This window comes from Streptomyces sp. NBC_00236 (assembly GCF_036195045.1).
Taxonomy (GTDB): domain Bacteria; phylum Actinomycetota; class Actinomycetes; order Streptomycetales; family Streptomycetaceae; genus Streptomyces.
This window is the reverse complement of the sequence record NZ_CP108100.1, coordinates 3719087-3740543: the sequence shown is the minus strand read 5'-3', so window position 1 is coordinate 3740543 and position 21457 is coordinate 3719087. Positions and strand designations below refer to the sequence as shown.

Here is a 21457-nt window from a genome sequence, read left to right as displayed (position 1 = left end):
CCCTGCCCCCGCGGGCACGTCCGGACCAGGCACGCGAAGCAGGGAAGCGCACCCGACAACTCGGGCATATCAGAAAATCCGGTTAGGCTCTGCGCATGAGCTGGCTCCGGGCGCTGAAGGAGACCGCCCGCTCGGGGCTGACGATCGAGAGGACGCGGCTCGAACCGCTGATCGCCATCCGCGGCGCGGCGGGTCTCGCCCTGGTGATCGGGGTGAGTCTCGCGCTCTTCGGGCCCGTGGTCGCCGCCAGCTCCGCGTTCGGCGCGTACCAGGCGGCGATCGCCACCTTCCAGCGCAGCTGGCGCCCCCGGCCGGTGCTCGCCCTGGTCTCCGGTTTCAGCCTCGGCGTGTCGACGTTCCTCGGCTACGTCACAGGCTCCCATCTCCCCCTCTTCCTGATCCTGCTGGTGCTCTGGACCTTCCTGGCAGGGCTGGCCTGGGCGGCGGGCCCGACGGGCGGCATCATCGCCGCGTCCAACGTCGCGATCATGCTGGTGACGGTCACCCTGCCCACCTCCGTCGCCGAGGCGGCCCTGCATGCCCTGATGATCACCTTCGGCGGGGTGGTCCAGGCGGCGCTCATCGTGGTGTTCCCGGTCCGCAGATGGGGCGCCCAGCGCGACGCCCTGGCCGACGCGCTGGCCGCCGAGGCCGACTACGCCCGCAGACTGCGCCACGACCCGGTCGCCCACTTCGACCCGGTCCCCCTGATGGAGGCCCGCAGAGCCGCCGCCGTCACCGCCCGCCAGGCCCGGCGCCGCCCCGCCGAACTGCACGGCTCGCGCGGGGCCGCCGAGCGGATCAGGCCCGTCCTCGCCTCGCTCGCGGACCCGGCAATGGGCGTCCCGTCCGAGGGCCCCGAACGCGACCGGGTCCGCGAGCTCCTCGCCGCCGCCGCCTCCCTGCTCGACGCGGCCGCGCGGGCCATCCGCCACGGCGACCCGGTACGCCTGCCCGCCCCCGCCGTCGCTGCGCTGAAGACCCCCGACACGGGCGCGCTGCTCACCGGCCCCCCGCTCCGCGCCGCCGACCGGCTGGCCGCCCTGCTCTCCGACGTCATCGAGGCCGCCGAGGGCGACGGCACGAAGGAGGAGCGGGCGGGGGCCGCGGAGGCCGCCGACGCCATCGAGGCCGGGCGGGGCGGCCGGGTCCCCGCCGAGCACCACCGGCGGCCCACCCTGCTGCGGCTGGTCCCGGTCGTGATCGCGTCGATGCGCCGCGAGCTGCACCACGGCTCCCCGATCCTGCGGCACGCGATCCGGATCTCCGTCGTCGCCGCGGTCGGCTACCTGCTGGGTCTGGCGCTGCCGTACGGCCACGGCTACTGGGTGCCGATGGCGGCCGTCATGGTGATGCGGCCGGAGTTCTCCCGGACGTACGAACGGTCCGTGGCGCGCTTCGGTGGCACCGTCGTCGGGGTCTTCGTCGCCAGCGTGATCGTCGAGGCGGCCCACCCCCGCGCCGGGCTGTCCGCCGTGCTCGCCGTGGTCTGCGCCCTGCTGATGTACCTGCTGATGCGGACCGGCTACGCCGTCGGCCAGGCCTGCGTCGCCGCGTACGTGGTCTTCCTGCTCGGCATGGCGGGCGACGACCTCTCGCAGACCGTGCTCGAACGGGTCCTCCTGACCCTTCTCGGCGGTGTCCTGGCGATGCTCTCGTACGCCGTCTACCCGGCCTGGGAGACCCCGCGGCTGCGCGGCCGCCTCGGCGACTGGCTGAAGGAGGACGGCCGCTACGCCGCCTCGGTCGTCGACCAGTACGCGGATCCGGCCGACCGCGGCCATGACGACGTCCGCCAGGCCCTGCTCGCCACCCGGAACGCCCGCGTCGCCTGGCAGGAGGCGGTGGCCACCGCCCAGAACGAGCCGGTGCGCCACCGCGGCCTCTCGCACGCCGCGGCCGACGGCACCCAGCACGCGCTGGCCCAGCTCGGCCGGGTCGCGATGCTGATGGAGGCCCACCTTCCGGAGGGCGGTGCCACGCCCGTACCGGCCGCCGCTCCACTTGCCGACGCGCTGCGCCGGGCCACCGAACAGGGGGCCAAGGCGGTAAGGGAGCGCCGGGTGCCGGACTGGACGGCGGTGCGGGAGGCGCTGGCGCAGTGGGACGAGGAGGAGCGGCTCCGCGAAGGAGGGTCGGACCCGGTCGTACGGAACGGGGCCGACCTCCTGCTCGAAGCCCTGGAGGAGTTCTCCGAAGGCCTGGAGAGCGGCTCGTCGAGCTCCCGCGCCCCTCGTGACTGAGGGGCGGTCAGGCCCCCGGCCGACGCCCGCGGGTCAGGGGGTCGGCAGGTCGGGCAGGCCCTCCAGGGAGTCGGCGTCGGTCTTGGCGAGCGTGTCCTTGGTGCCGCCGTCCCACGACACGACGACGGTCTTGCCGTCGTTGGACTCGACGGTTCCCGTGGTCCGGTCGGTGTTGCCGTCGGCGCACGTCAGCGCCAGCATCGGCTTGCCCGTGTCCTTGGCGGTCCCGGAGCAGACGTGGGAGTCGGCGACGACCACGGCCTTCCCGGATGCGACGGACAGCACCACGGCCTTGCCGTCGGTCTGCCCGGCCCAGGCGCCCTCCAGCGCCTTGAGGCCGCCGGTGGCGTCGTCCGCTCCGGAGGAGGCGTCGTCGCCCGTGCTGCCGGCGGGTGCGGGGGTGGCGGCGGAGCCGGAACCCTTGTCCGCGCCGTCCTTGTCGCTGCCGCCGCCGCACCCGGTCAGGGCGAGCACGGTCAGCAGTCCGGTGGCGACGACGGCGCCGGTACGTACGCGTTTGTACATGCTGAATTCCCCCTGGTAGATGAATGACCGTCCAAGCTACCAGCCGGTCACCATTGGGGCGGAGCGGTCAACTCCCTGAATCGGGAGCGGAACAGCTCTCCCGTTCGTCTTTCCTCTGCAGAGAGCTGTAACCGAGGGAACACCCCGCGTGCACGTGCATCTGCCCATGCATCCGCTCATGCACCAGAAATTGAACACAGCTATGATCCGAGACAGTTGACACTTGCACTTTGCAACTCGGGGAGCGTCCTGTGCACCACGTGTACAACGGCATGGCGGCCACAGAGCTTCGCGGAGTCGTCTGGCAGAAGAGCAGGCACAGCAACTCCCAGGGATCCTGCGTGGAGTTCGCGAAGCTGCCCGACGGTGATGTGGCGATGCGCAATTCGCGCTACCCCGACGGGCCGGCGCTGGTCTATACGCCCGCGGAGATAGAGGCTCTGCTGCTCGGCGTGAAGGACGGCGAGTTCGACCACCTCGTAACGGAGGCGTGAGCGATAGCGGAGGCGTGAGCGCTTTCTTCCGGCGCGTCATGCGGGGGCCGCGCGCCGCACATGTGCCCGCGCGCGCCGCACGTGCACGTGCGGCGCGCCTGTTCCGTGCCTGTTCCGGTGTCAGGCCGGTTCGGACAGCCGGAAGAGTGCCCAGACGACCTTTCCGCGCGGCGCCGGCACGGTGACGGCGCTCCCCGTCGTCCATACGGGTGAAGGGTGCCAGCCCCAGCAGTCGCTGAAGGAGTCCACCAGGAAGAGCCCGCGGCCCGACTCCGCAGAGTCCTCGGCCTCGGACGCGACGGGGCTCGCCTGACTGGGATCGCGCACCGCGCACACCAGCCGCGAGGTCCAGCGCATCAGGTGCAGGCGGACCGGCGGGTCCTGGGGCTCGCGCGGCGCGTCGGTGGGCAGGGCGTGCCGCAGGGCGTTGGTGACCAGCTCGGACACGACCAGGGCGACGTCGTCGAAGCGCTCGTTCAGGCCCCAGCCGCTCAGGGTCGTCCGGGTGAACTGCCTTGCCCCGCCGACGGCTTCGTAACGAGCGGGCAGGGCGCAGGTGGCTGATCCGGAGACGGCGGAGGGGTCGATGGGGGGGAGCCCCTGCCGTAACGGCTCGAGCATCGTCGATCCATTCGTCCCCATGCGAGGCACTCCCGAGAATCGCGGCTGTAATCGGTACTGCGGGTACGCGGGTACAGCGGCACAACACGAACGAGCACGCAGGTGCGCGAGGCCCATGGTTCCGAATGCGCAGAGCAGATGCAAGGGCAGATGCACGTGCACGCGCCTGACCTGTCCGATACCGTGCCGGTTCTTGCTCATTTCTTCCTGTGCGGAGTTTCTGGACCTTCGGGAAGTCTTCTCATTTCCGTAATCGAATGAGTACGGGCTGAAGCGTTTTGATGGCAGAATCCGGCTCTTGGGGTTCGGGGGGACCCCGATGTCCAGGAAGCGATGGGGAGGGTTGGACCGGTGGCGGCAGGCGAGTCGAGTGGATCCGTGGTGCGGCGCATCCTGCTGGGCTCGCAGCTGAGGCGGCTGCGGGACTCACGCGGCATCACGCGCGAGGCGGCCGGCTACTCCATCCGGGCTTCCGAATCGAAGATCAGCCGCATGGAGTTGGGACGGGTGAGCTTCAAGGCCAGGGACGTCGAGGACCTGCTCACGCTCTACGGAGTCACGGACGAGGCGGAGCGCGACTCCCTGCTCGGCCTGGCGCGTGAGGCCAACGTGACGGGCTGGTGGCACAGTTACGGGGATGTGCTGCCCGGCTGGTTCCAGACGTACATCGGCCTGGAAGGCGCCGCCTCGCTCATCCGGATCTACGAAGTCCAGTTCGTTCACGGCCTGTTGCAGACCGAGGACTACGCGCACGCGGTCGTCTCGCGGGGCATGCGGGGTGCTCCCGCCGCCGAGATCGACCGCCGGGTCGCGCTCCGGCTGGAACGTCAGAAAGCCCTTGTGTCCGAACGGGCCCCCCGCTTCCACGCCGTACTGGACGAGGCGGCGCTGCGCCGCCCGTACGGCGGCCGGGAAGTGATGCGCACCCAATTGCGCCATCTGATCGAAATGTCGGAACGGCCGAACATCACGCTCCAGGTCATGCCTTTCAGTTTCGGTGGGCATGCGGGCGAGAGCGGTTCCTTTACGATGCTGCGATTCCCGGAATCCGATCTGTCGGACATTGTCTATTTGGAGCAGCTGACAAGTGCGCTCTATCTGGACAAGGCAGAAGAAGTCGCCCAGTACGAAAAGGCGATGGTCCGGCTCCATGCCGACAGCCCGGGGCCGGAGGAGAGCAGGGATCTGCTCCGCGGTCTTCTCCAACTCTCCTGATATTTCAGTACGATGACGTACCGACAGGAGTCTGCACCTGCAGTAAGGGATCGCATGTCCTTCTTCCACGAGCTGGCTGCCCAGTACATCGACGGTGAATGGCGCACCGGCACCGGCTCGTGGGACATCATCGATTTCAATCCCTACAACGGGGAGAAGCTCGCCGCCATCACCGTCGCCACCGCGGACGAGGTCGATGCCGCCTACCGCGCCGCCGAGCGCGCCCAGCGGGAGTGGGCCGCCACAAGTCCGTACGAACGACGGGGCGTCCTTGAGCGGGCCGTGCGGATCTCCGAGGAAATGGCCGACGACATCGTCGAGGCGGTCATCGACGAACTGGGCGGCACGCGGGCCAAGGCGCTGTACGAACTGAGCGCCGCCCAGGACTTCCTGCGCGAGGCGGCCCATCAGGCGCTGCACCCCGAGGGCCGGATCGTGCCCTCCCCGGTGGACGGCAAGGAGAACCGCCTCTACCGGCTCCCGGTCGGCGTCATCGGCGTCATCAGCCCCTTCAACTTCCCGTTCCTGGTGACGATGAAGTCCGTCGCACCGGCCCTGGCGCTCGGCAACGCGGTCGTCATCAAGCCCAACCAGAACGCGCCGGTGACCGGCGGCGGGCTGATCGCCCGGATCTTCGAGCGGGCCGGACTGCCGGCCGGGCTGCTCAACGTCGTCGTCACCGACATAGCCGAGATAGGCGACGCGTTCATCGAGCACCCCGTCCCCAAGGTGATCTCGTTCGCCGGGTCGGACCGTGTGGGGCGTCATGTCGCCGCGACGGCGGGCGCGCTCTTCAAGCGCACCATTCTCGAACTCAGCGGCAACAGCGCCCTGGTGGTGCTCGACGACGCGGACATCGACTACGCGGTCGACTCGGCCGTCTTCAGCCGCTTCGTCTACCAGGGCCAGGTCTGCATGGCCGCCAACCGGATCCTGGTGGACCGTGCCGTCGCCCCCGAGTTCACCGAGAAGTTCGTCGCCCGGGTGGCCGCGCTCAGGGCCGGTGACCCGCGTGACCCGCAGACGCAGATCGGCCCCGTCATCAACACCTTCCAGGCCGACGCGCTGACCGCTCTCGTCGACCAGGCGCTCGCGGACGGGGCCACGGCGCCGGTCCGGGGCCGCACGCGTGGCAACCTCGTCGAGCCCACCGTGCTCACCGGGCTCCCGGACGGTTCGCCGCTGCTCTCCCAGGAGATCTTCGGCCCGGTGGCGCTGCTGATCGAGTTCGACGGCGAGGAGGAGGCCGTACGGATCGCCGACGACAGTCCCTACGGGCTCAGCGGCGCCGTGCACACGGCCGACGCCGAACGCGGAGTGCGCTTCGCCCAGCGGATCGACAGCGGCATGTTCCACGTCAACGACGCCACCGTCCAGGACGATCCGCTGGTCGCCTTCGGCGGCGAGAAGAACTCCGGGAACGGCCGGCTGAACGGCGAGGCGACGGTCGAGGCCTTCACCACCCAGAAGTGGATATCGATCCAGCACGGCCGGAGCCACTTCCCGCTCTGACCGCGGAGCTGTTTCCCGCTGGGGCCCGGAGCCACTTCCCGCTCCGGCCTCAACGCCCTGATCCGTTCCCGATCGGCGCACCGCTACTCTCGTCAAAGTTGAGTAGAGAGGTGGGTGGGATGTCAGCGATCCGGTTGTTGGTCCTCTGTGCCGTGCGGCAGCACGGCCGCGCACACGGCTATCAGATCCGCAACGACCTGGAGTACTGGGGCGCGCACGAGTGGTCCAACGCCAAGCCGGGGTCGATCTACCACGCACTGAAGCAGATGGCGAAGCAGGGCGTGCTGCTCGCCCACGAGGTCGCACCGAGCACGGTGGGCGGCCCGCCGCGCACCGAGTACGAGATCACCGAGCAGGGCGACGAGGAGTACTTCACGCTGCTGCGCGCGGCGCTGACCTCGTACGACCAGAAGCTGGACGTGCTGTCGGCCGGGCTGGGCGGGATCGTGGACCTGGAGCGGGCGGAGGCGGTGGCCCTGCTCAAGGAGCGGGTGGCGGGCCTCACCCGCTGGCGGACCTCGGTCACCGAGTACTACACGCCCGAGGAGGGGCCCGAGTCGATCGGGCACATCGGCGAGATCATGAACATGTGGGTGCACTCGGCGGACTCGGGCGCGGAATGGACCCGGGGGCTGATCGAACGCATCGAGGGCGGGGCGTACACCTTCGCGGGTGAGGGTGATCCGTTCGTCGGCGTGCTGGCCGAGGGGGAGGCGAACCCGTACGCGACCGGGGTCGCTGATCCGGGGGACGCTCACTAATCAAGTTTGACGAATGGTTGCCCGTCCGCTACCTTTCCCGTTCTAGTCAAGTTTGACTAATAGGGGGTGTGGCGATGTCTGACGACGCGATCGTCGTCGAAGGAGTGCACAAGCGCTACGGGACGAAGCGGGCGCTGGCCGGCCTCGACCTCACGGTCGCCCGCTCCACCGTGCACGCGGTGCTCGGCCCCAACGGAGCGGGGAAGACCACGGCGGTCCGCATCCTGTCGACGCTGCTGCGGTACGACGAGGGCCGGGTCGAGGTGGCGGGGTACGACGTGCGGCAGCGGCCGGGCGAGGTCCGGCGCCGGATCGGGCTGCTCGGCCAGAACGCGGCGGTGGACGAACAGCTCGGCGGCCGGCAGAACCTGGAGATGTTCGGGCGGCTGTACCACCTGGGCGCACGCCGGGCGGGAGCCCGGGCGGACGAACTGCTGGAACGGTTCGGCCTCGCGGACACCGGCCGCAAGGCGGTCGCGGAGTACAGCGGCGGCATGCGGCGGCGGCTCGACCTGGCCGCCTCGCTGATCACGGATCCGGAGGTGCTCTTCCTCGACGAGCCGACGACCGGTCTCGACCCGCGCGGCCGTGCCGAGGTGTGGGCGGCGGTGCGGGCCCTGGTGGGCGGCGGCACGTCCGTACTGCTGACCACGCAGTACCTGGAGGAGGCGGACCGGCTCGCGGACCGGATCTCGTTGATCGACGGCGGGCGCGTCGCCGCCGAGGGAACGGCCGACGAACTGAAGGCGCGGGTGGGCGGCGACCGGATCGACGTCGTCGTCCGCGACGGCGCGCACCTGGAACGGGCGGCCGCCCTGATCGAGGGCGGAACGGTGACCGACCAGGACCGGCGGATGGTCGGCGCACCCGCGGGGGACCGGATGGCGACGCTCTCGCGGACCCTACGGGCCCTGGAGGAGGCGGGTATCGAGGCGGAGGACATCGCGGTGCGCCGGCCGACGCTGGACGAGGTGTTCCTGTCCCTGACGGGCGGCAGGCAGGACGACGTGGAGGTGGCGGTATGAGTACGGCCGGCTGGGCGGCAGTCGATTCCTGGACCATGACCCGGCGCGAACTGGCGCACTGGGCGCGGCAGCCGGTGCAGGTCGTCGTGGGGCTGGTCTTCCCCGTGATGCTGCTGCTGATGTTCAACTACCTGGTCGGCGGCGGCCGGGGGGTCGACGGCGACACCACCGAGTACCTGGTGCCCGGCATGCTCGCCCTCACCATGGCCTTCGGCCTGGAGTCGACGATGCTCGCGGTCACCCAGGACCTCAACAAGGGCGTCGTCGACCGGTTCCGCTCGATGCCGATGGCATCCGGCGCGGTGCTGGTCGGGCGGGCCGTCGCGGACATGCTCCAGTCGGTGGCCGCGCTGGCCGTCATGACCGGTGTGGGGTACGCGATCGGCTGGCGCTGGCACCACGGGCCGCTCGCGGCGCTGGGGGCCCTGGGGCTGCTCCTGCTGCTGCGGTTCGCGATGCTGTGGCTCGGCATCCTGCTGGCGCTGGTGGCGGGGCGGCCGGAGATGGTGCAGGCGGTGCAGATCCTGGTCTGGCCGGTCGGTTTCCTGTCCAACGTCTTCGCGGTGCCGGAGTCGATGCCGGGATGGCTGGGCGCGGTCGTCGAGTGGAACCCGATGTCGGCGACGGCCACGGCGGTGCGCGATCTGTTCGGCAACCCGGGCGGGGGCGGGGGCTCCTGGGCCGCGGACCATGCCGGGCTGCTGGCGGTCGTGTGGCCGCTGGCGCTGCTGGCGGTGTTCTTCCCGCTGGCGGTACGGCGGTTCGCGCGGCTCAGCCGCTGACTCGGTGGCGTACGGCTCCGGCCCCCGCCCGGCGTTCACGGGCGGGGGCCGGAGCGTGCCGACAGCCTCTCGGCGAGCCGCTCAGTGGTGGAACGACGTCGCCGGGCCGTGCTCGGCGCTCAGCGGGTGGTCCTGGCTGCGCAGCTCCGGCAGCAGCAGCCGCAGGTCCTCCAGCAGCAGCTCCGCCAGGTCGGACGAGAACCCGTTGCGGCACACGATCCGGAGCACGGAGAGGTCCTCGCGGTTGGCCGGGAAGGTGTACGCGGGCACCAGCCAGCCGCGTTCACGGAGCCGGCGCGACACGTCGAAGACGTCGTACGCCGTCACCTCGGGCTTGGTCGTCACGGCGAAGACGGGCAGTTGGTCGCCCCGGGTGAGCAGCCGGAAGTCGCCGAGCTCCTCGAACTTCTCCGCCAGTCCCGTCGCCACGTCCCGCGACGCCTGCTGCACGGCCCGGTAGCCCTCCCGGCCCAGCCGCAGGAAGGTGTAGTACTGCGCCACGACCTGGGCGCCCGGCCGGGAGAAGTTCAGCGCGAAGGTGGGCATGTCGCCGCCGAGGTAGTTGACCCGGAAGACGAGTTCCTCGGGCAGTTCGGCGGGCGAGCGCCACAGGGCCCAGCCGACGCCCGGGTAGACCAGGCCGTACTTGTGCCCGGAGGTGTTGATCGAGGAGACCCGGGGGAGGCGGAAGTCCCACACCAGGTCCTCGTCCAGGAACGGCGCCACCATCGCGCCGGACGCCCCGTCGACGTGGACGGGGATGTCGAGGCCGGTGCGCTCCTGGAGGGCGTCCAGGGCGGCGCAGAGTTCGGCGATGGGTTCGTAGCTGCCGTCGAAGGTGGAGCCGAGGACGCCGACGACCCCGATGGTGTTCTCGTCGCAGAGGTCGGCGGCGGCCTGCGGGTCGAGGTGGTAGCGGTCGCCCTCCATCGGGACGAGGCGCGGCTCGACCTCCCAGAACGTGCAGAACTTGTCCCAGCAGACCTGCACGTTGACGCCCATGACCAGGTTGGGCCGGGCGGTCGCCGGATAGCGGTCGGCGTTCCTGGCCGCCCAGCGGCGTTTGAGCGCCATGGCGGCCAGCATGCAGGCCTCGCTGGACCCGGTCGTGGAACAGCCGACGGCCGTGGCGGGGTCGGGGGCGTTCCAGAGGTCGGCGAGCATCGCCACGCAGCGCCGTTCCAGTTCGGCGGTGCGCGGGTACTCGTCCTTGTCGATCATGTTCTTGTCGCGGCACTCGCTCATCAGCACACCGGCCTGGGGTTCCATCCAGGTGGTGACGAAGGTGGCGAGGTTGAGCCGTGAGTTGCCGTCGAGCATCAGCTCGTCGTGGACGAGGCCGTAGGCGGTGGCAGGCGGCAGCGGTCCGTCCGGCAGCTTGTGCCGGGGCGGGGCGGAATCCATCCCGGCGGTGGGGTCGGCCTCCCCGAAGAAGGGGTTGAGTGCGAGCCGGCGTCGCGCGTCGGACGGTTCGGTGCCTTGTGCGGAGCCCTTGTGGAGAGCCATCGCAGACCTGCCCTTCTCGGCTGTCGCCGGCATGACGGAATGAATCCGGCGATACGGACAAAGTCTGACGATACGGATGGCGGAGGTGTCCGGCGATACGGACACGACGCCCGCCCGGCCGCAGGGCGTGTCGCAGCGCCGCGCCGCCCGTCTCAGCGCAGCGGGGTACCGTCCGCGCGCAGTTGCATCAGCGGCCTCCCGGTGACCAGCAGCCAGGCCGGCAGGGTGGCGACGCAGAGCAGGGGGAGCAGGGTCATGTCGGAGGCCAGTACCGCAGCGGTGAAGAGGCTGAGCCAGCCCTGCCGCGTGATGGCGAGCAGGATGCCGAGCACCCCGCACGTCACCGCGAGGGCCACCGGCACTCCGTCGACCAGGGCGTGCGCGCACAGGCCGAGCGCGACGCCGCAGAACACCGCCGGGAAGATCCGGCCGCCCCGGAAGCCGCAGGCGGCCGCGACCAGCAGGGCCGCGGTCTTCACCACCGCCATGCCCCCGAACCCGCCCGCCGACCAGCCGTCCGGATCGGCGGCCAGTACCTTCACCTCGTCCAGCCCCTTGAACAGGGTGAGGTGCCCGCCGAGGGCTCCGAGCAGGCCCAGCAGCAGCCCGCCCGCCGTCATGGCCAGGACCGGGTGGCGCAGGGCACGGAAGGCGCGGTGCGCGTACGGGAACGCGTACACCGCCGCCAGTCCGAGCAGCGCGCCCGCGCAGGCGATCACGACGGCGGAGAGCAGGTCGCCCCAGTGGGCTCCGGTGTAGTCGGGCAGCGACAGGTCGAAGCTGGGGTGAGCGGCCAGCGTCATGGTGAGCGCCCCCGCGGCGCCGGCCGCGAGCGGTCCGAAGAGGCGGTCCCAGAGCGCGCCCGGGCCGGGCGTGGAGGCGAGCGTCTCGGAGAGGATGAGCGCGGCGGCCACCGGGGTGCCGAAGAGTGCGCCGATGGTGCCCGCGGCGGCGAGCGCGAGCCACAGCTCGGCCGGGGCGCTCGGTGCGAACCGGCGGCCCGCCCAGCAGGCCAGCGCGATGTTGGCGGCGGTGATCGGGTTCTCCGGGCCCAGGCTGACCCCGCCCGCCAGGGCCAGCACCGTCACGATCAGGAGTCCCGGCAGCACGGCCGGCGGCAGGGGCGGGTCGACCAGCCCCGTGGTCGCCGGGTCGGGTCCGGCGTGACCCGGCACCGTCCGGATGGTCAGTCCGGTCACCAGGCCGATCGCGGTGAGCGTCACGATCATCCACAGCGAGGAGTACCGGCCGATCGACAGGGCGTCGGGCAGCGTCTCCCACAGGACGTCCTGCACCTGCTCCGCGACCAGGCTGACGCCGAGCAGGACGAGGGCCGAGACCACGCCGACGGCCAGCGCGGGGACGATGAGCAGCAGCAGGCGGCGCGCGGGGGCCGGTTCGGCGGAGACGGGGGAGCCGGCGGCGGAATCGGTGGCCATCGGCTCACCATAGCGGCGCAAAAGGCCTATAACCCATCAAATAGGGCAGAGGCTGCGGGATTTCGGACTTGCACCTCACGTCACGTCAGGGCCGAGGCTCGGACAGGTACCGACCACACGGAAGGAGCGGGGCGCCATGGAGCACTCCGTGGGACAGGTCGCCGGGTATGCCGGGGTCACGGTGCGGACGCTGCACCACTACGACGGCATCGGACTGCTCTCGCCCGGAGGGCGCAGCCACGCGGGCCACCGGCGTTACGACGACGCCGACCTCGACCGGCTGCAGCAGATCCTGTTCTACCGGGAGCTCGGCTTCCCGCTCGACGAGATCGCCGCACTGCTCGACGACCCGGACGCGGACCCGCAGGAACATCTGCGCCGCCAGCACGCGCTGCTGTCGCACCGGATCGCCGAGCTGCAGCGGATGGCCACGGCCGTCGAGACAGCCATGGAGGCACGGAAGATGGGCATCAACCTCACACCCGAGGAGAAGTTCGAGGTCTTCGGTGACAAGGACCCGGAGAGTTACGCGGAGGAGGCCGAGCGCCGCTGGGGCGGCAGCGACACCTACGCCGAGTCGCAGCGCCGCGCCGCCCGCTACACCAAGGAGGACTGGCAGCGGATGAAGGCCGAGGTCGCCTCCTGGGGCGAGCGCTACGACGCGCTCATGGAGGACGGTGAGCCGGCCACCGGCGAGCGCGCGATGGACCTCGCCGAGGAGCACCGGCTCCACATCTCGACCTGGTTCTACGACTGCACGACGGAGATCCACCGGGGGCTCGGCGAGATGTACGTCGCCGATCCGCAGTTCAAGGCGTTCTACGACGCGATGCGGCCGGGTCTCGCCGAGCACCTGCGCGACGCGATCGACGCCAACGCGGAGCGCCGGGAGTAGCCGGGGCCGCGTGTACGGGGGCGGGGCCCCGCCCCCGTACGTCGCTCAGCTTCTGCTGATCACCGCAGCGGTGCCGTACGCACAGACCTCCGTGCCCACGTCCGCCGCCTCGGTCACGTCGAAGCGCATCATCAGCACCGCGTTGGCGCCACGGGCCCGTGCCTGTTCCACCAGCCGTTCCATGGCCTGGTTGCGGGTCTCGACGAGCGTCTTGGTCAGCCCCTTCAGCTCGCCGCCGATCATGGACTTCAGCCCGGCACCGATCTGGCTGCCGAGGTGACGGGATCTGACCGTCAGCCCGAAGACCTCACCGATGACCTGCGTCACCTGGTGGCCTGGTACGTCATTGGTGGTGACGACCAGCACATCGGACTGTGCCGTCTGACCGCCGCCGTAATCCTCAATGCCCATGGTGTGGCACCTCCTGGGACCGAGTTTTGCCCCGGTTCATCCTGTGTGCATCTCCACGGGGGCCAGTGGAACCGGGAGGGGGGCTGCGGCGTTGATAGCTTTGGGCGGCCACGCAGCCGCCATCGACCACATCCTGGAGCCCGGACCCTTGAATACGCTTGCGCTCGGACCGAGCTGGCTGGACCCGGACCACCTCATCGGGCAGTTCGGGCTGATCGGTGTGCTGGTCATCGTCTTCGCCGAGTCCGGGCTGTTGATCGGGTTCTTCCTGCCCGGCGACTCGCTCCTGTTCACCACCGGTCTGCTGGTGACGACGGACAAGCTGGACACCCCGCTGTGGCTGGTCTGCGTCCTGGTCGCCCTGGCGGCGATCATCGGCGACCAGGTGGGCTATCTGTTCGGCCGCAAGGTCGGCCCCTCGCTCTTCAACCGCCCGGACTCCCGCCTCTTCAAGCAGGAGAACGTCGAGAAGGCCCACGAGTTCTTCGAGAAGTACGGGCCGAAGTCGCTGATCCTGGCCCGCTTCGTGCCCATCGTGCGGACGTTCACGCCGATCATCGCCGGTGTCAGCCGGATGAACTACCGCTCGTTCATCACGTTCAACATCATCGGCGGCATCCTGTGGGGCGTCGGCGTGACGCTCCTCGGCGCGGGACTCGGCCAGATCGAGTTCGTCCACAAGAACATCGAGGCGATGCTGGTCCTGATCGTGCTGATCTCGGTCGTGCCGATCGGCATCGAGTTCCTGCGCGCCCGCAGCAAGTCGAAGAAGGAAGCCGCGTCGGGCGAGGACGAGCACCAGGACGCGGCCGCCGGTGGCAGCACGGCCGCGGGCCGCCGCGGCGGCCGCCACGCCAAGCGCTGACACCGAGCCCGCGCCCGCGGGTTCCCGTCAGAAGCCGCGCGTCCGCTTGGCCGCGCGGCGGTTCGCTCCGCCGACCGCTCCCGGCACCCGCATGAACAGCCGGGAGATCTCGCTTCCCAGATTCACCCCGATCGCGATGGCCAGCGCCGTCGCCACCGCGGTCGACAGGGAGGCGAGCCCCCGGTCCAGCTCGTTCTGCGCGACACCCAGCAGACCGAAGTACGTGGCCGAGCCGGGCAGCAGCGGGCCGATCGCGGCCGTGATGAACGGCAGCGACGAGGTGTACCGGTAGCGCGAGAACAACTGCCCGAACAGCCCGACGAGACCGGCGGCGGCGGCGGTGGCCGCCACCGCGGAGAGGCCGCCCGTCCGGGCCATCGCCCCGTAGATGACCCAGGCCACGCCGCCGTTGAGGGTCACCGCCAGCACCGTGGACCGCTCCTGCTGGAGCAGGATCGCGAAGGCCAGCGTCAGCACCATCGACGCCAGGATCTGCACCACCGGCCGGTCATGGGAGATGAGCCGCGCCTCCGGGTCCAGCTCGGCACCCAGCTGGAGCCCCCCGTAGAGAGCCAGCAGCACCCCGGCGACGATCGCGATGAAGAAGTACATGACCTCCAGCAGTCGCGCCGACGCGGTGATGTAGTAGCCGGTCAGGCCGTCCTGCACACCGGCGACCAGCGCCCGCCCCGGCAGCAGCGCGAACAGCCCACCGGTGATCACCGCCGACGGCCGTACGTCCGACCAGTGGGTGAGGGTCAGCGCCACGCCCATCGCGGCGGGCGGCATCGCCGCCACGACGAACTGGTAGAACTCCGGCAGCCCGCGTCCGGCACACAGCCAGGCCAGCCGGTCACCGAGCATCGCGCCGAGCGCGGCGATCAGGAACACCAGCGGACCGCCGCCGACCAGCACCGATGCCGCGCCGGCCAGCCCGCCGGCGGCCATGGTGAGCACCCAGCCGGGGTACGGGTGCCGGTTGCGGCGGATCTCCGCGAGGCGCCGGTAGGCCTCCTCCAGCGAGATCTCGCCCTCTTCGGTGGTGATGTCGTCGATGAGCCGGAAGACCGCGGCCAGCCGGGTGTAGTCGGTGCCGCGACGGCGTACGGTCCGGCTCGCCGTGACCGGGTCCTCGACCAGCGACGGCTGATGCGAGATCGACAGCAGCGTGAAGGTGACGGTCGGCTCGCAGCGGTCGAGCCCATAGCTGCGGGTCACCGCGAACATGGCCGCCTCGACGTCCTCGGCCCCCTCACCGCCGGCGAGCAGCAGCTCCCCGATACGCAGGGTCAGGTCGAGCACGCGCGGCACCGCGGGCCCCGCGGCGTCGTCGTGCCGCTGGACCGTTTCCGGTGCCGGACGATCGTGCACCGGCATCCGCAGCATCGTGCGCATCCGGTCCTGCCAAGGGGCCTCCTTGGTCAGCCGGATCATCGGGATGCCGTGCGCCGGCGTGAAGGCGGGCGGCGAGTTCCGGGCGTCGTAGGTGCGCGGCGGGGCGAAAGCGGAACCGATTGTGTCCGAACCGGACGCGGCGCCCGTTCCCGGGCCGGCCGCAGGACCCTGCGGCTCGGGCGCCAGCCCTGACGGCAGGGAGAACTCCGAGGTCGGATGGTCGTCGTCCGCCGACGGCACGGACCTCTCGACCCCGGCGGGCTGGGAGAAGGCGCTGCGCGCCTCGTCGGACTGGGGCTTCTGGTCATCGGGACCGCCCGGTTCCGCCACCACTCGACCTCGCTCCTCGTCGGCTGCGCGTCTTCGGCTGCGCTTCTGCCCAGTATGGCCACGCCTATGGGCGGTCATGCGAACGGGCGGCACACCCGTGAAGGTGTGCCGCCCGGCAGCCTGCTCAGAACCGCAAGCGGAACGTCAGTGCGCGCCGCCCTGCGCCTCAAGGCGCTTGTACGAGTTCTCGATCTCGGCCTCGGCCTCGACCCGGCCGACCCAGTCGGCGCCCTCGACGGACTTGCCGGGCTCCAGGTCCTTGTAGACCTCGAAGAAGTGCTGGATCTCCAGGCGGTCGAACTCCGACACGTGGTGGATGTCGCGCAGGTGCTCCACCCGGGGGTCGGAGGCCGGCACGCACAGCAGCTTGTCGTCGCCGCCGGCTTCGTCCGTCATCCGGAACATGCCGATCGCGCGGCACTTGATGAGGCAGCCGGGGAAGGTCGGCTCCTCCAGGATGACCAGCGCGTCCAGCGGGTCGCCGTCCTCGCCGAGGGTGTTCTCGACGAAGCCGTAGTCGGCCGGGTAGCTGGTCGAGGTGAAGAGTCGACGGTCCAGGCGGATCCGACCGGTCTCGTGGTCCACCTCGTACTTGTTCCGCGAACCCTTCGGGATCTCGATAACGACGTCGAACTCCACGGGTGGCTCCTCCATGATCAACACATACGACTGATGGTTAAGTGTCCCCCACGGAGTTGTGTGCTCGCGAAAGGGGCTGGTCAACGGTGGCCGAGCCGGTGAAAAGAACGTCGATCAATCCGTTCTCCGCACAGACCGGGACGGCTCTCGCGGACCGTCTGGGCATGCGCGGCGGACTGAGCAACCGGCAGTTCACGGCCGTCTCCGCTGCCCTGGGCCTGGCGCTCGCAGCCGGCGCCGTCTTCGCCGCCGGTCCCTGGGACTCGGGTCAGCGTAAGGCCGAGCAGGACTGGGCTGCTGCCCGGACCCGTACAGGTGGTGCACATCACGAGCCCGCCGCCCCCTCTGGACCTGCCCCGGCGCCCAGCGCCCCGGCCGTGCTGGCGGTGCTCGGCACCGGTGCCGACAAGCCCGCGCCGGACGCCGCGGCGGCCCCGGACGGAGCAGCGGCCGGACTCCGCGCCGTACTGGACCCGCTGCTGAGGAACGAGGCGCTCGGTACCCGGCGCAGTGCCGTCGTCATCGACACGGCCACCGGCAAGCGGCTGTACGGGCTGGGGGCCGACACCCCCATGACGCCCGCTTCCACCGTCAAGATCGCCACCACGGTCGCGGCCCTGACCGCGCTCGGCCCGGCCCACCGCATCCCCACGACCGTCGGGGCCACCGCCGATCTGCGTACCGTGACGCTGGTCGGCGGCGGCGACCCCACCCTCGACCGGGCGGCCCTGCGCTCCCTGGCCGCCGACACGGCCCGCGCCCTGAAGGACGGCGGGGTCCGCTCGGTGCGGCTGCGGTACGACACCTCCGGCTACTCGGGACCCGCACTCCACCCGATCGGCCCCAACGAGAACATCGCGCCGGTGAGCGCCCTGATGGTGAACGAGGGCCGGCTCGACGGCACCTCCAGCGGCCCCGCGCCGCGCAGCGAGGACCCGGCCCGCGATGCCGCCGACGCCTTCGGTGAACTCCTGGAGGAGGCCGGGATCGGCATCGGGGACGGGGCCGCCCCCGGCCGGGCGGCCGCGAAGTCCCGGCCCGTCGCCAAGCACCTGTCCGCCCCGCTGTCCGCCCTCGTCGAGCGCGCGCTGACCAACAGCGACAACGACATCGCCGAGGCACTCGCCCGGCAGACCGCGCTCGCCACGGGCGAACCGGCCGACTTCAACGGCGGCCGACGGGCCGTCACCGCGCAGCTGAAGAAGCTGGGTCTGCCGCTGAAGGGCGTGGCCTTCGCCGACGGCAGCGGGCTCAACCGCAAGGACAAGGTCACCGCCGCCCTGCTCGCCGGGCTCCTGGCCCGCGCGGCCGACCAGGACCACCCGGAGCTCCGCCCCGTCCTCACCGGTCTCCCGGTCGCCGGCTTCAGCGGCACGCTCAGCGACCGCTACACCACGAAATCCGGCGGCACCGGCCTGGTCCGCGCCAAGACCGGCACCCTCACGGGCGTCAACAGCCTCTCCGGCACGGTCGTCGACCCCCACGGCCGGCTGCTCGCCTTCGCCTTCCTCGCGTCGGGCACCACCGCCCCGTCCGAGGCCCAGTCCGCCCTCGACGCGCTCGCGACGGCACTGGCGGCCGGCCGGCGATGAGCCGGTCAACACCTCACCCGAACAAGGGCCGAGCACGTACGGTTGACGCATGACGAGCATCGGTGGTGCCGGGATGGTCGACTGGAATCTCGCGGTCGCGACAGCGACCCGGCTTGTGCGGCCGGGTCCCGAGATCAGCCGCGAGGAGGCCCGCGAGGTCGTCGCGGAGCTGCGCAGGCATGCCAAGGCGGCGGAGGAGCACGTGCGTTCCTTCACCCGGATGATCCCGGAGGGGACCGAACCGGAGGACACCCCGGTCCTGGTCGTCGACCGGGCGGGCTGGATCAAGGCGAACGTCGCGGGCTTCCGGGAACTGCTGCGCCCCCTCCTGGACAAGATGGAGGAGCGGCGCGGCGGCGGTGCGGGCGGTGCCGTGCTCGGCGCGGTCGGCTCCAAGGTGACCGGTGTGGAGGTGGGGATGCTGCTGTCGTTCCTGGCCTCCCGGGTCCTCGGCCAGTACGAGACGTTCGCCCCCGCCACCCGTGAGCTCCCGGCCTCGGCCGACGGCGGCGGCCGGCTCCTGCTGGTCGCCCCGAACATCGTCCACGTCGAGCGGGAGCTGGAGGTGGACCCGCACGACTTCCGCCTCTGGGTCGCCCTCCACGAGGAGACGCACCGCACGCAGTTCACCGCGGTGCCCTGGCTCCGCGACCATCTGCAGGGCGAGATCCAGTCATTCCTCGACGAGACCGACGTCGACCCGATGACGGTGCTCGAACGGCTCCGTGAGGCCGCCCAGTCGCTGGCCGGCGGGCGGCCCGAGGGCGAGGAGGGCGAGGACGGCGGCCGCAGCCTCGTCGAGATCGTCCAGACACCCGCCCAGCGCGAGATCCTCGGCCGGCTCACCGCGGTGATGTCCCTGCTGGAGGGGCACGCCGACTACGTGATGGACGGCGTCGGCCCCGAGGTCGTGTCCTCCGTCGGCGAGATCAGGGAGAAGTTCCAGCAGCGCAGGGCGCGCGGCGCGAGCCGCCTCGACCAGGCGCTGCGCAAGCTGCTCGGGCTCGACGCCAAGCTGCGCCAGTACCGCGACGGCGAGCGGTTCGTGCGCGCCGTGGTCGACGAGGTCGGGATGGACGGCTTCAACCGGGTCTGGACCTCGCCCAACACCCTCCCGACCAAGGCGGAGATCGCCAAGCCGGAGGACTGGATCGCGAGGGTGCACCGTAAGGCAGAGTCATGATCACGGCTCGCGCACAAGCCCGGGACCCGAGGGCAACGCGCCGGTAATCACCCATCCGAGGGACCGTAGGGGCATGGGAAGGCGTGCAATGCTCGATGAACGGGTTTGCTCTGTCACCATCGACGCACTCTGAGTGACGGCACTTTTCTCGGTCCCGCCACTCGGAGGCACCTCTCCAGAACTTCACGAAGGGCACCGGACATGGGTCCCCATCCTGCGGTCGCGGCGATACGCCTGGCGGTCCGCCGCGTACTCCACGACGTACTCACCGAATTCGCCGAACAGACCGAACGCACCGGGCACGCCCCACGCGTCCCGCATCCCGAGCTCGCCGAGGCCGGGGCGGGCAGGCGGCGCCCCGCACTTCCCGAACGCACCGACACCCCCCTGGTACTGGTCGCGTGTTCCGGCGGCGCCGATTCCATGGCGCTCGCCTCCGCCCTCGCCTTCGAGGCCCGGAAGCTCGCCGTCCGGGCCGGTGGCATCACCGTCGACCACGGCCTCCAGAACGGCTCCGACACCCGCGCCACCGAGGTCGTCGGCCGCCTCACCGCCATGGACCTCGACCCGGTCGAGGCCGTCGCCGTGCGGGTCGGCCATGAGGGCGGGCCCGAGGCCGCCGCCCGCGACGCCCGCTACGCGGCCCTGGACGCCGCCGCCGAACGCCACGGCGCCGCCGCCGTCCTGCTCGGCCACACCCGCGACGACCAGGCGGAGACGGTGCTGCTCGGCCTCGCCCGCGGTTCCGGTATCCGCTCCCTCTCCGGCATGGCCGCCGCATCCGGACCGGCCGGCCGCTACCGCCGCCCCTTCCTCCAGCTCGACCGGCAGACCGCCCGCACGGCCTGTCTGGCCCAGTCCCTGCCCGTCTGGGACGACCCGCACAACATCGACCCCGCCTACACGCGCTCCCGGCTGCGCCACGAGGGCCTGCCCGCCCTGGAGAAGGCGCTGGGCAAAGGAGTCGTCGAGGCGCTGGCCCGTACGGCGCAGCTCTCCCGCGACGACGCCGACGCCCTGGACACCTGGGCCGCCGAGGCCGGACGTGATGTACGCGACGACGCGGGCCTGCTGGAGTGCGCCAAGCTGCACGCGCTGCCTCCCGCCGTCCGCCGCCGCGTCCTGCGCCGCGCGGCCATAGAGGCGGGCTCCCCGGCCGGGTCCCTCTTCGCCCGGCACATCGAGGAAGTCGACCGCCTCATCACCGGCTGGCGCGGCCAGCAGGCCATCAACCTCCCCGGCCGCGTCGAAGCCCTGCGCCAGGGTGGCAGACTGGTGATTCGGCAGAGCTGACGTACAAGCGGCTGACATGCAGGCGAGCGGCCGCGCAGGCCCGGGCACCGTCCCGGACCCGGCAGGCAAAGAAAGAGACGCGGGTGAACGAGAAGGACATGGGTACCGACCTTCAGTCGGTGCTCCTCACCAAGGAAGAGATCGACGCGAAGCTCGTCGAGCTGGCCGCGAAGATCGACGCGGAGTACGCGGGCAAGGACCTGCTCCTCGTCGGAGTCCTCAAGGGCGCGGTGATGGTCATGGCGGACCTGGCGCGCGCGCTGTCCACCCCCGTCACCATGGACTGGATGGCCGTCTCGTCGTACGGCGCGGGCACCCAGTCCTCCGGTGTCGTCCGGATCCTCAAGGACCTCGACACCGACATCAAGGGCAAGCACGTCCTGATCGTCGAGGACATCATCGACTCGGGCCTGACGCTGTCCTGGCTGATGTCGAACCTGGGTTCGCGCGAGCCCGCGTCGCTGGAGATCTGCACCCTGCTGCGCAAGCCCGACGCGGCGAAGGTCGCGCTCGACTGCAAGTGGGTCGGGTTCGACATCCCCAACGAGTTCGTCGTCGGCTACGGGCTGGACTACGCGGAGAAGTACCGCAACCTGCCCTTCGTCGGCACCCTCGCCCCGCACGTGTACGGCGGCTGACTCCGACACCGGCGAACCCGCCCCGGCGGCGGGGAACCCTCACCGATTTCCCGCCGTTGAGCCTTCGAAGGCGGGTTTGACAGACGTCCCCGA

20 protein-coding genes are annotated in these 21457 nt (G+C 71.1%); 13 read left to right on the top strand and 7 right to left on the bottom strand.

Annotated features, from left to right (window positions below; all coding sequences use genetic code 11):
- Window positions 1-95 precede the first annotated feature (95 nt).
- The gene (locus OG446_RS16765; RefSeq protein WP_328894805.1) at window positions 96-2243 is read left to right on the top strand and encodes an FUSC family protein; all 2148 of its coding nucleotides are present in this window, start codon (window positions 96-98) and stop codon (window positions 2241-2243) included.
- A 33-nt stretch (window positions 2244-2276) separates the two neighbouring features.
- Here the strand turns inward: OG446_RS16765 and OG446_RS16760 are convergent, their stop codons facing one another.
- Window positions 2277-2768 carry a hypothetical protein gene (locus tag OG446_RS16760; RefSeq protein WP_328894804.1) on the bottom strand — a complete coding sequence of 164 codons (492 nt, stop codon included), beginning with the start codon at window positions 2766-2768 and terminating at the stop codon, window positions 2277-2279.
- A 251-nt stretch (window positions 2769-3019) separates the two neighbouring features.
- Between OG446_RS16760 and OG446_RS16755 the strand changes: the two genes are divergently transcribed.
- Window positions 3020-3262, top strand: a complete 243-nt coding sequence (locus OG446_RS16755; protein ID WP_328894803.1) for a DUF397 domain-containing protein — start codon at window positions 3020-3022, stop codon at window positions 3260-3262.
- A gap of 120 nt (window positions 3263-3382) precedes the next feature.
- Here OG446_RS16755 and OG446_RS16750 read toward each other — a convergent pair whose 3' ends face one another.
- Window positions 3383-3883, bottom strand: coding sequence for an ATP-binding protein (locus OG446_RS16750; protein ID WP_328894802.1), 501 nt, complete (start codon window positions 3881-3883; stop codon window positions 3383-3385).
- A gap of 333 nt (window positions 3884-4216) precedes the next feature.
- Between OG446_RS16750 and OG446_RS16745 the strand changes: the two genes are divergently transcribed.
- From OG446_RS16745 to OG446_RS16725, 5 genes are all read left to right on the top strand, one after another.
- On the top strand, window positions 4217-5098 hold the full coding sequence (locus OG446_RS16745) for a helix-turn-helix domain-containing protein (RefSeq protein ID WP_328894801.1): 882 nt from the start codon (window positions 4217-4219) through the stop codon (window positions 5096-5098).
- A 54-nt stretch (window positions 5099-5152) separates the two neighbouring features.
- Window positions 5153-6610, top strand: coding sequence for an aldehyde dehydrogenase family protein (locus OG446_RS16740; RefSeq protein ID WP_328894800.1), 1458 nt, complete (start codon window positions 5153-5155; stop codon window positions 6608-6610).
- 119 nt (window positions 6611-6729) lie between these two features.
- On the top strand, window positions 6730-7371 hold the full coding sequence (locus tag OG446_RS16735) for a PadR family transcriptional regulator (RefSeq protein WP_328894799.1): 642 nt from the start codon (window positions 6730-6732) through the stop codon (window positions 7369-7371).
- A gap of 74 nt (window positions 7372-7445) precedes the next feature.
- Window positions 7446-8396 carry an ATP-binding cassette domain-containing protein gene (locus OG446_RS16730; RefSeq protein ID WP_328894798.1) on the top strand — a complete coding sequence of 317 codons (951 nt, stop codon included), beginning with the start codon at window positions 7446-7448 and terminating at the stop codon, window positions 8394-8396.
- Window positions 8393-9178, top strand: a complete 786-nt coding sequence (locus OG446_RS16725) for an ABC transporter permease (RefSeq protein WP_328894797.1) — start codon at window positions 8393-8395, stop codon at window positions 9176-9178. Before OG446_RS16730 ends, OG446_RS16725 begins: the two co-directional genes overlap by 4 nt.
- Before the next feature lie 81 nt (window positions 9179-9259).
- On the opposite strand, the gene OG446_RS16720 is transcribed toward OG446_RS16725, so the two are convergent.
- Complete coding sequence (locus OG446_RS16720; RefSeq protein ID WP_328894796.1) at window positions 9260-10684, bottom strand: glutamate decarboxylase; 1425 nt, start codon at window positions 10682-10684, stop codon at window positions 9260-9262.
- Between the two features lie 152 nt (window positions 10685-10836).
- Complete coding sequence (locus OG446_RS16715; protein ID WP_328894795.1) at window positions 10837-12123, bottom strand: ion channel protein; 1287 nt, start codon at window positions 12121-12123, stop codon at window positions 10837-10839.
- Between the two features lie 136 nt (window positions 12124-12259).
- Between OG446_RS16715 and OG446_RS16710 the strand changes: the two genes are divergently transcribed.
- Window positions 12260-13018, top strand: a complete 759-nt coding sequence (locus OG446_RS16710) for a MerR family transcriptional regulator (protein ID WP_328894794.1) — start codon at window positions 12260-12262, stop codon at window positions 13016-13018.
- 45 nt (window positions 13019-13063) lie between these two features.
- On the opposite strand, the gene OG446_RS16705 is transcribed toward OG446_RS16710, so the two are convergent.
- Window positions 13064-13429 carry a YbjQ family protein gene (locus OG446_RS16705; protein ID WP_328894793.1) on the bottom strand — a complete coding sequence of 122 codons (366 nt, stop codon included), beginning with the start codon at window positions 13427-13429 and terminating at the stop codon, window positions 13064-13066.
- A 148-nt stretch (window positions 13430-13577) separates the two neighbouring features.
- Here OG446_RS16705 and OG446_RS16700 point away from each other — a divergent pair, with 148 nt between their 5' ends.
- Window positions 13578-14294 (top strand): DedA family protein, encoded by a 717-nt coding sequence (locus tag OG446_RS16700; RefSeq protein ID WP_328894792.1) that lies wholly within the window; start codon window positions 13578-13580, stop codon window positions 14292-14294.
- Window positions 14295-14321: 27 nt separating this feature from the next.
- Here OG446_RS16700 and OG446_RS16695 read toward each other — a convergent pair whose 3' ends face one another.
- On the bottom strand, window positions 14322-16022 hold the full coding sequence (locus tag OG446_RS16695; RefSeq protein WP_328894791.1) for a threonine/serine ThrE exporter family protein: 1701 nt from the start codon (window positions 16020-16022) through the stop codon (window positions 14322-14324).
- 141 nt (window positions 16023-16163) lie between these two features.
- Entirely contained in the window at window positions 16164-16658 is a 495-nt protein-coding gene (locus OG446_RS16690) for an inorganic diphosphatase (protein WP_123525235.1), read from the bottom strand.
- An 86-nt stretch (window positions 16659-16744) separates the two neighbouring features.
- Between OG446_RS16690 and dacB the strand changes: the two genes are divergently transcribed.
- The 4 genes from dacB (at window position 16745) to hpt (ending at window position 21364) form a co-directional block, all read left to right on the top strand.
- The gene (gene dacB / locus OG446_RS16685; RefSeq protein ID WP_328894790.1) at window positions 16745-18250 is read left to right on the top strand and encodes a D-alanyl-D-alanine carboxypeptidase/D-alanyl-D-alanine endopeptidase; all 1506 of its coding nucleotides are present in this window, start codon (window positions 16745-16747) and stop codon (window positions 18248-18250) included.
- Window positions 18251-18299: 49 nt separating this feature from the next.
- The gene (locus tag OG446_RS16680; RefSeq protein WP_148019994.1) at window positions 18300-19433 is read left to right on the top strand and encodes a zinc-dependent metalloprotease; all 1134 of its coding nucleotides are present in this window, start codon (window positions 18300-18302) and stop codon (window positions 19431-19433) included.
- 201 nt (window positions 19434-19634) lie between these two features.
- Entirely contained in the window at window positions 19635-20726 is a 1092-nt protein-coding gene (gene tilS, locus OG446_RS16675) for a tRNA lysidine(34) synthetase TilS (RefSeq protein ID WP_328894789.1), read from the top strand.
- Between the two features lie 98 nt (window positions 20727-20824).
- Complete coding sequence (gene hpt / locus OG446_RS16670; protein WP_037777945.1) at window positions 20825-21364, top strand: hypoxanthine phosphoribosyltransferase; 540 nt, start codon at window positions 20825-20827, stop codon at window positions 21362-21364.
- The last annotated feature ends 93 nt before the right edge of the window (window positions 21365-21457 follow it).

What these genes read in the sequence shown, in the direction of transcription:
- hpt (WP_037777945.1), top strand. Translation starts at nt 20,825, where the DNA reads ATGGGTACCGACCTTCAGTCGGTGCTCCTCACCAAGGAAGAGATCGAC.
- OG446_RS16735 (WP_328894799.1), top strand. Translation starts at nt 6,730, where the DNA reads ATGTCAGCGATCCGGTTGTTGGTCCTCTGTGCCGTGCGGCAGCACGGC.
- OG446_RS16715 (WP_328894795.1), bottom strand. Translation starts at nt 12,123, where the DNA reads ATGGCCACCGATTCCGCCGCCGGCTCCCCCGTCTCCGCCGAACCGGCC.
- OG446_RS16730 (WP_328894798.1), top strand. Translation starts at nt 7,446, where the DNA reads ATGTCTGACGACGCGATCGTCGTCGAAGGAGTGCACAAGCGCTACGGG.
- OG446_RS16705 (WP_328894793.1), bottom strand. Translation starts at nt 13,429, where the DNA reads ATGGGCATTGAGGATTACGGCGGCGGTCAGACGGCACAGTCCGATGTG.
- OG446_RS16680 (WP_148019994.1), top strand. Translation starts at nt 18,300, where the DNA reads ATGACGAGCATCGGTGGTGCCGGGATGGTCGACTGGAATCTCGCGGTC.
- OG446_RS16720 (WP_328894796.1), bottom strand. Translation starts at nt 10,684, where the DNA reads ATGGCTCTCCACAAGGGCTCCGCACAAGGCACCGAACCGTCCGACGCG.
- OG446_RS16740 (WP_328894800.1), top strand. Translation starts at nt 5,153, where the DNA reads ATGTCCTTCTTCCACGAGCTGGCTGCCCAGTACATCGACGGTGAATGG.
- OG446_RS16760 (WP_328894804.1), bottom strand. Translation starts at nt 2,768, where the DNA reads ATGTACAAACGCGTACGTACCGGCGCCGTCGTCGCCACCGGACTGCTG.
- tilS (WP_328894789.1), top strand. Translation starts at nt 19,635, where the DNA reads ATGGGTCCCCATCCTGCGGTCGCGGCGATACGCCTGGCGGTCCGCCGC.
- OG446_RS16750 (WP_328894802.1), bottom strand. Translation starts at nt 3,883, where the DNA reads ATGCTCGAGCCGTTACGGCAGGGGCTCCCCCCCATCGACCCCTCCGCC.
- OG446_RS16745 (WP_328894801.1), top strand. Translation starts at nt 4,217, where the DNA reads ATGGGGAGGGTTGGACCGGTGGCGGCAGGCGAGTCGAGTGGATCCGTG.
- OG446_RS16725 (WP_328894797.1), top strand. Translation starts at nt 8,393, where the DNA reads ATGAGTACGGCCGGCTGGGCGGCAGTCGATTCCTGGACCATGACCCGG.
- OG446_RS16765 (WP_328894805.1), top strand. Translation starts at nt 96, where the DNA reads ATGAGCTGGCTCCGGGCGCTGAAGGAGACCGCCCGCTCGGGGCTGACG.
- OG446_RS16710 (WP_328894794.1), top strand. Translation starts at nt 12,260, where the DNA reads ATGGAGCACTCCGTGGGACAGGTCGCCGGGTATGCCGGGGTCACGGTG.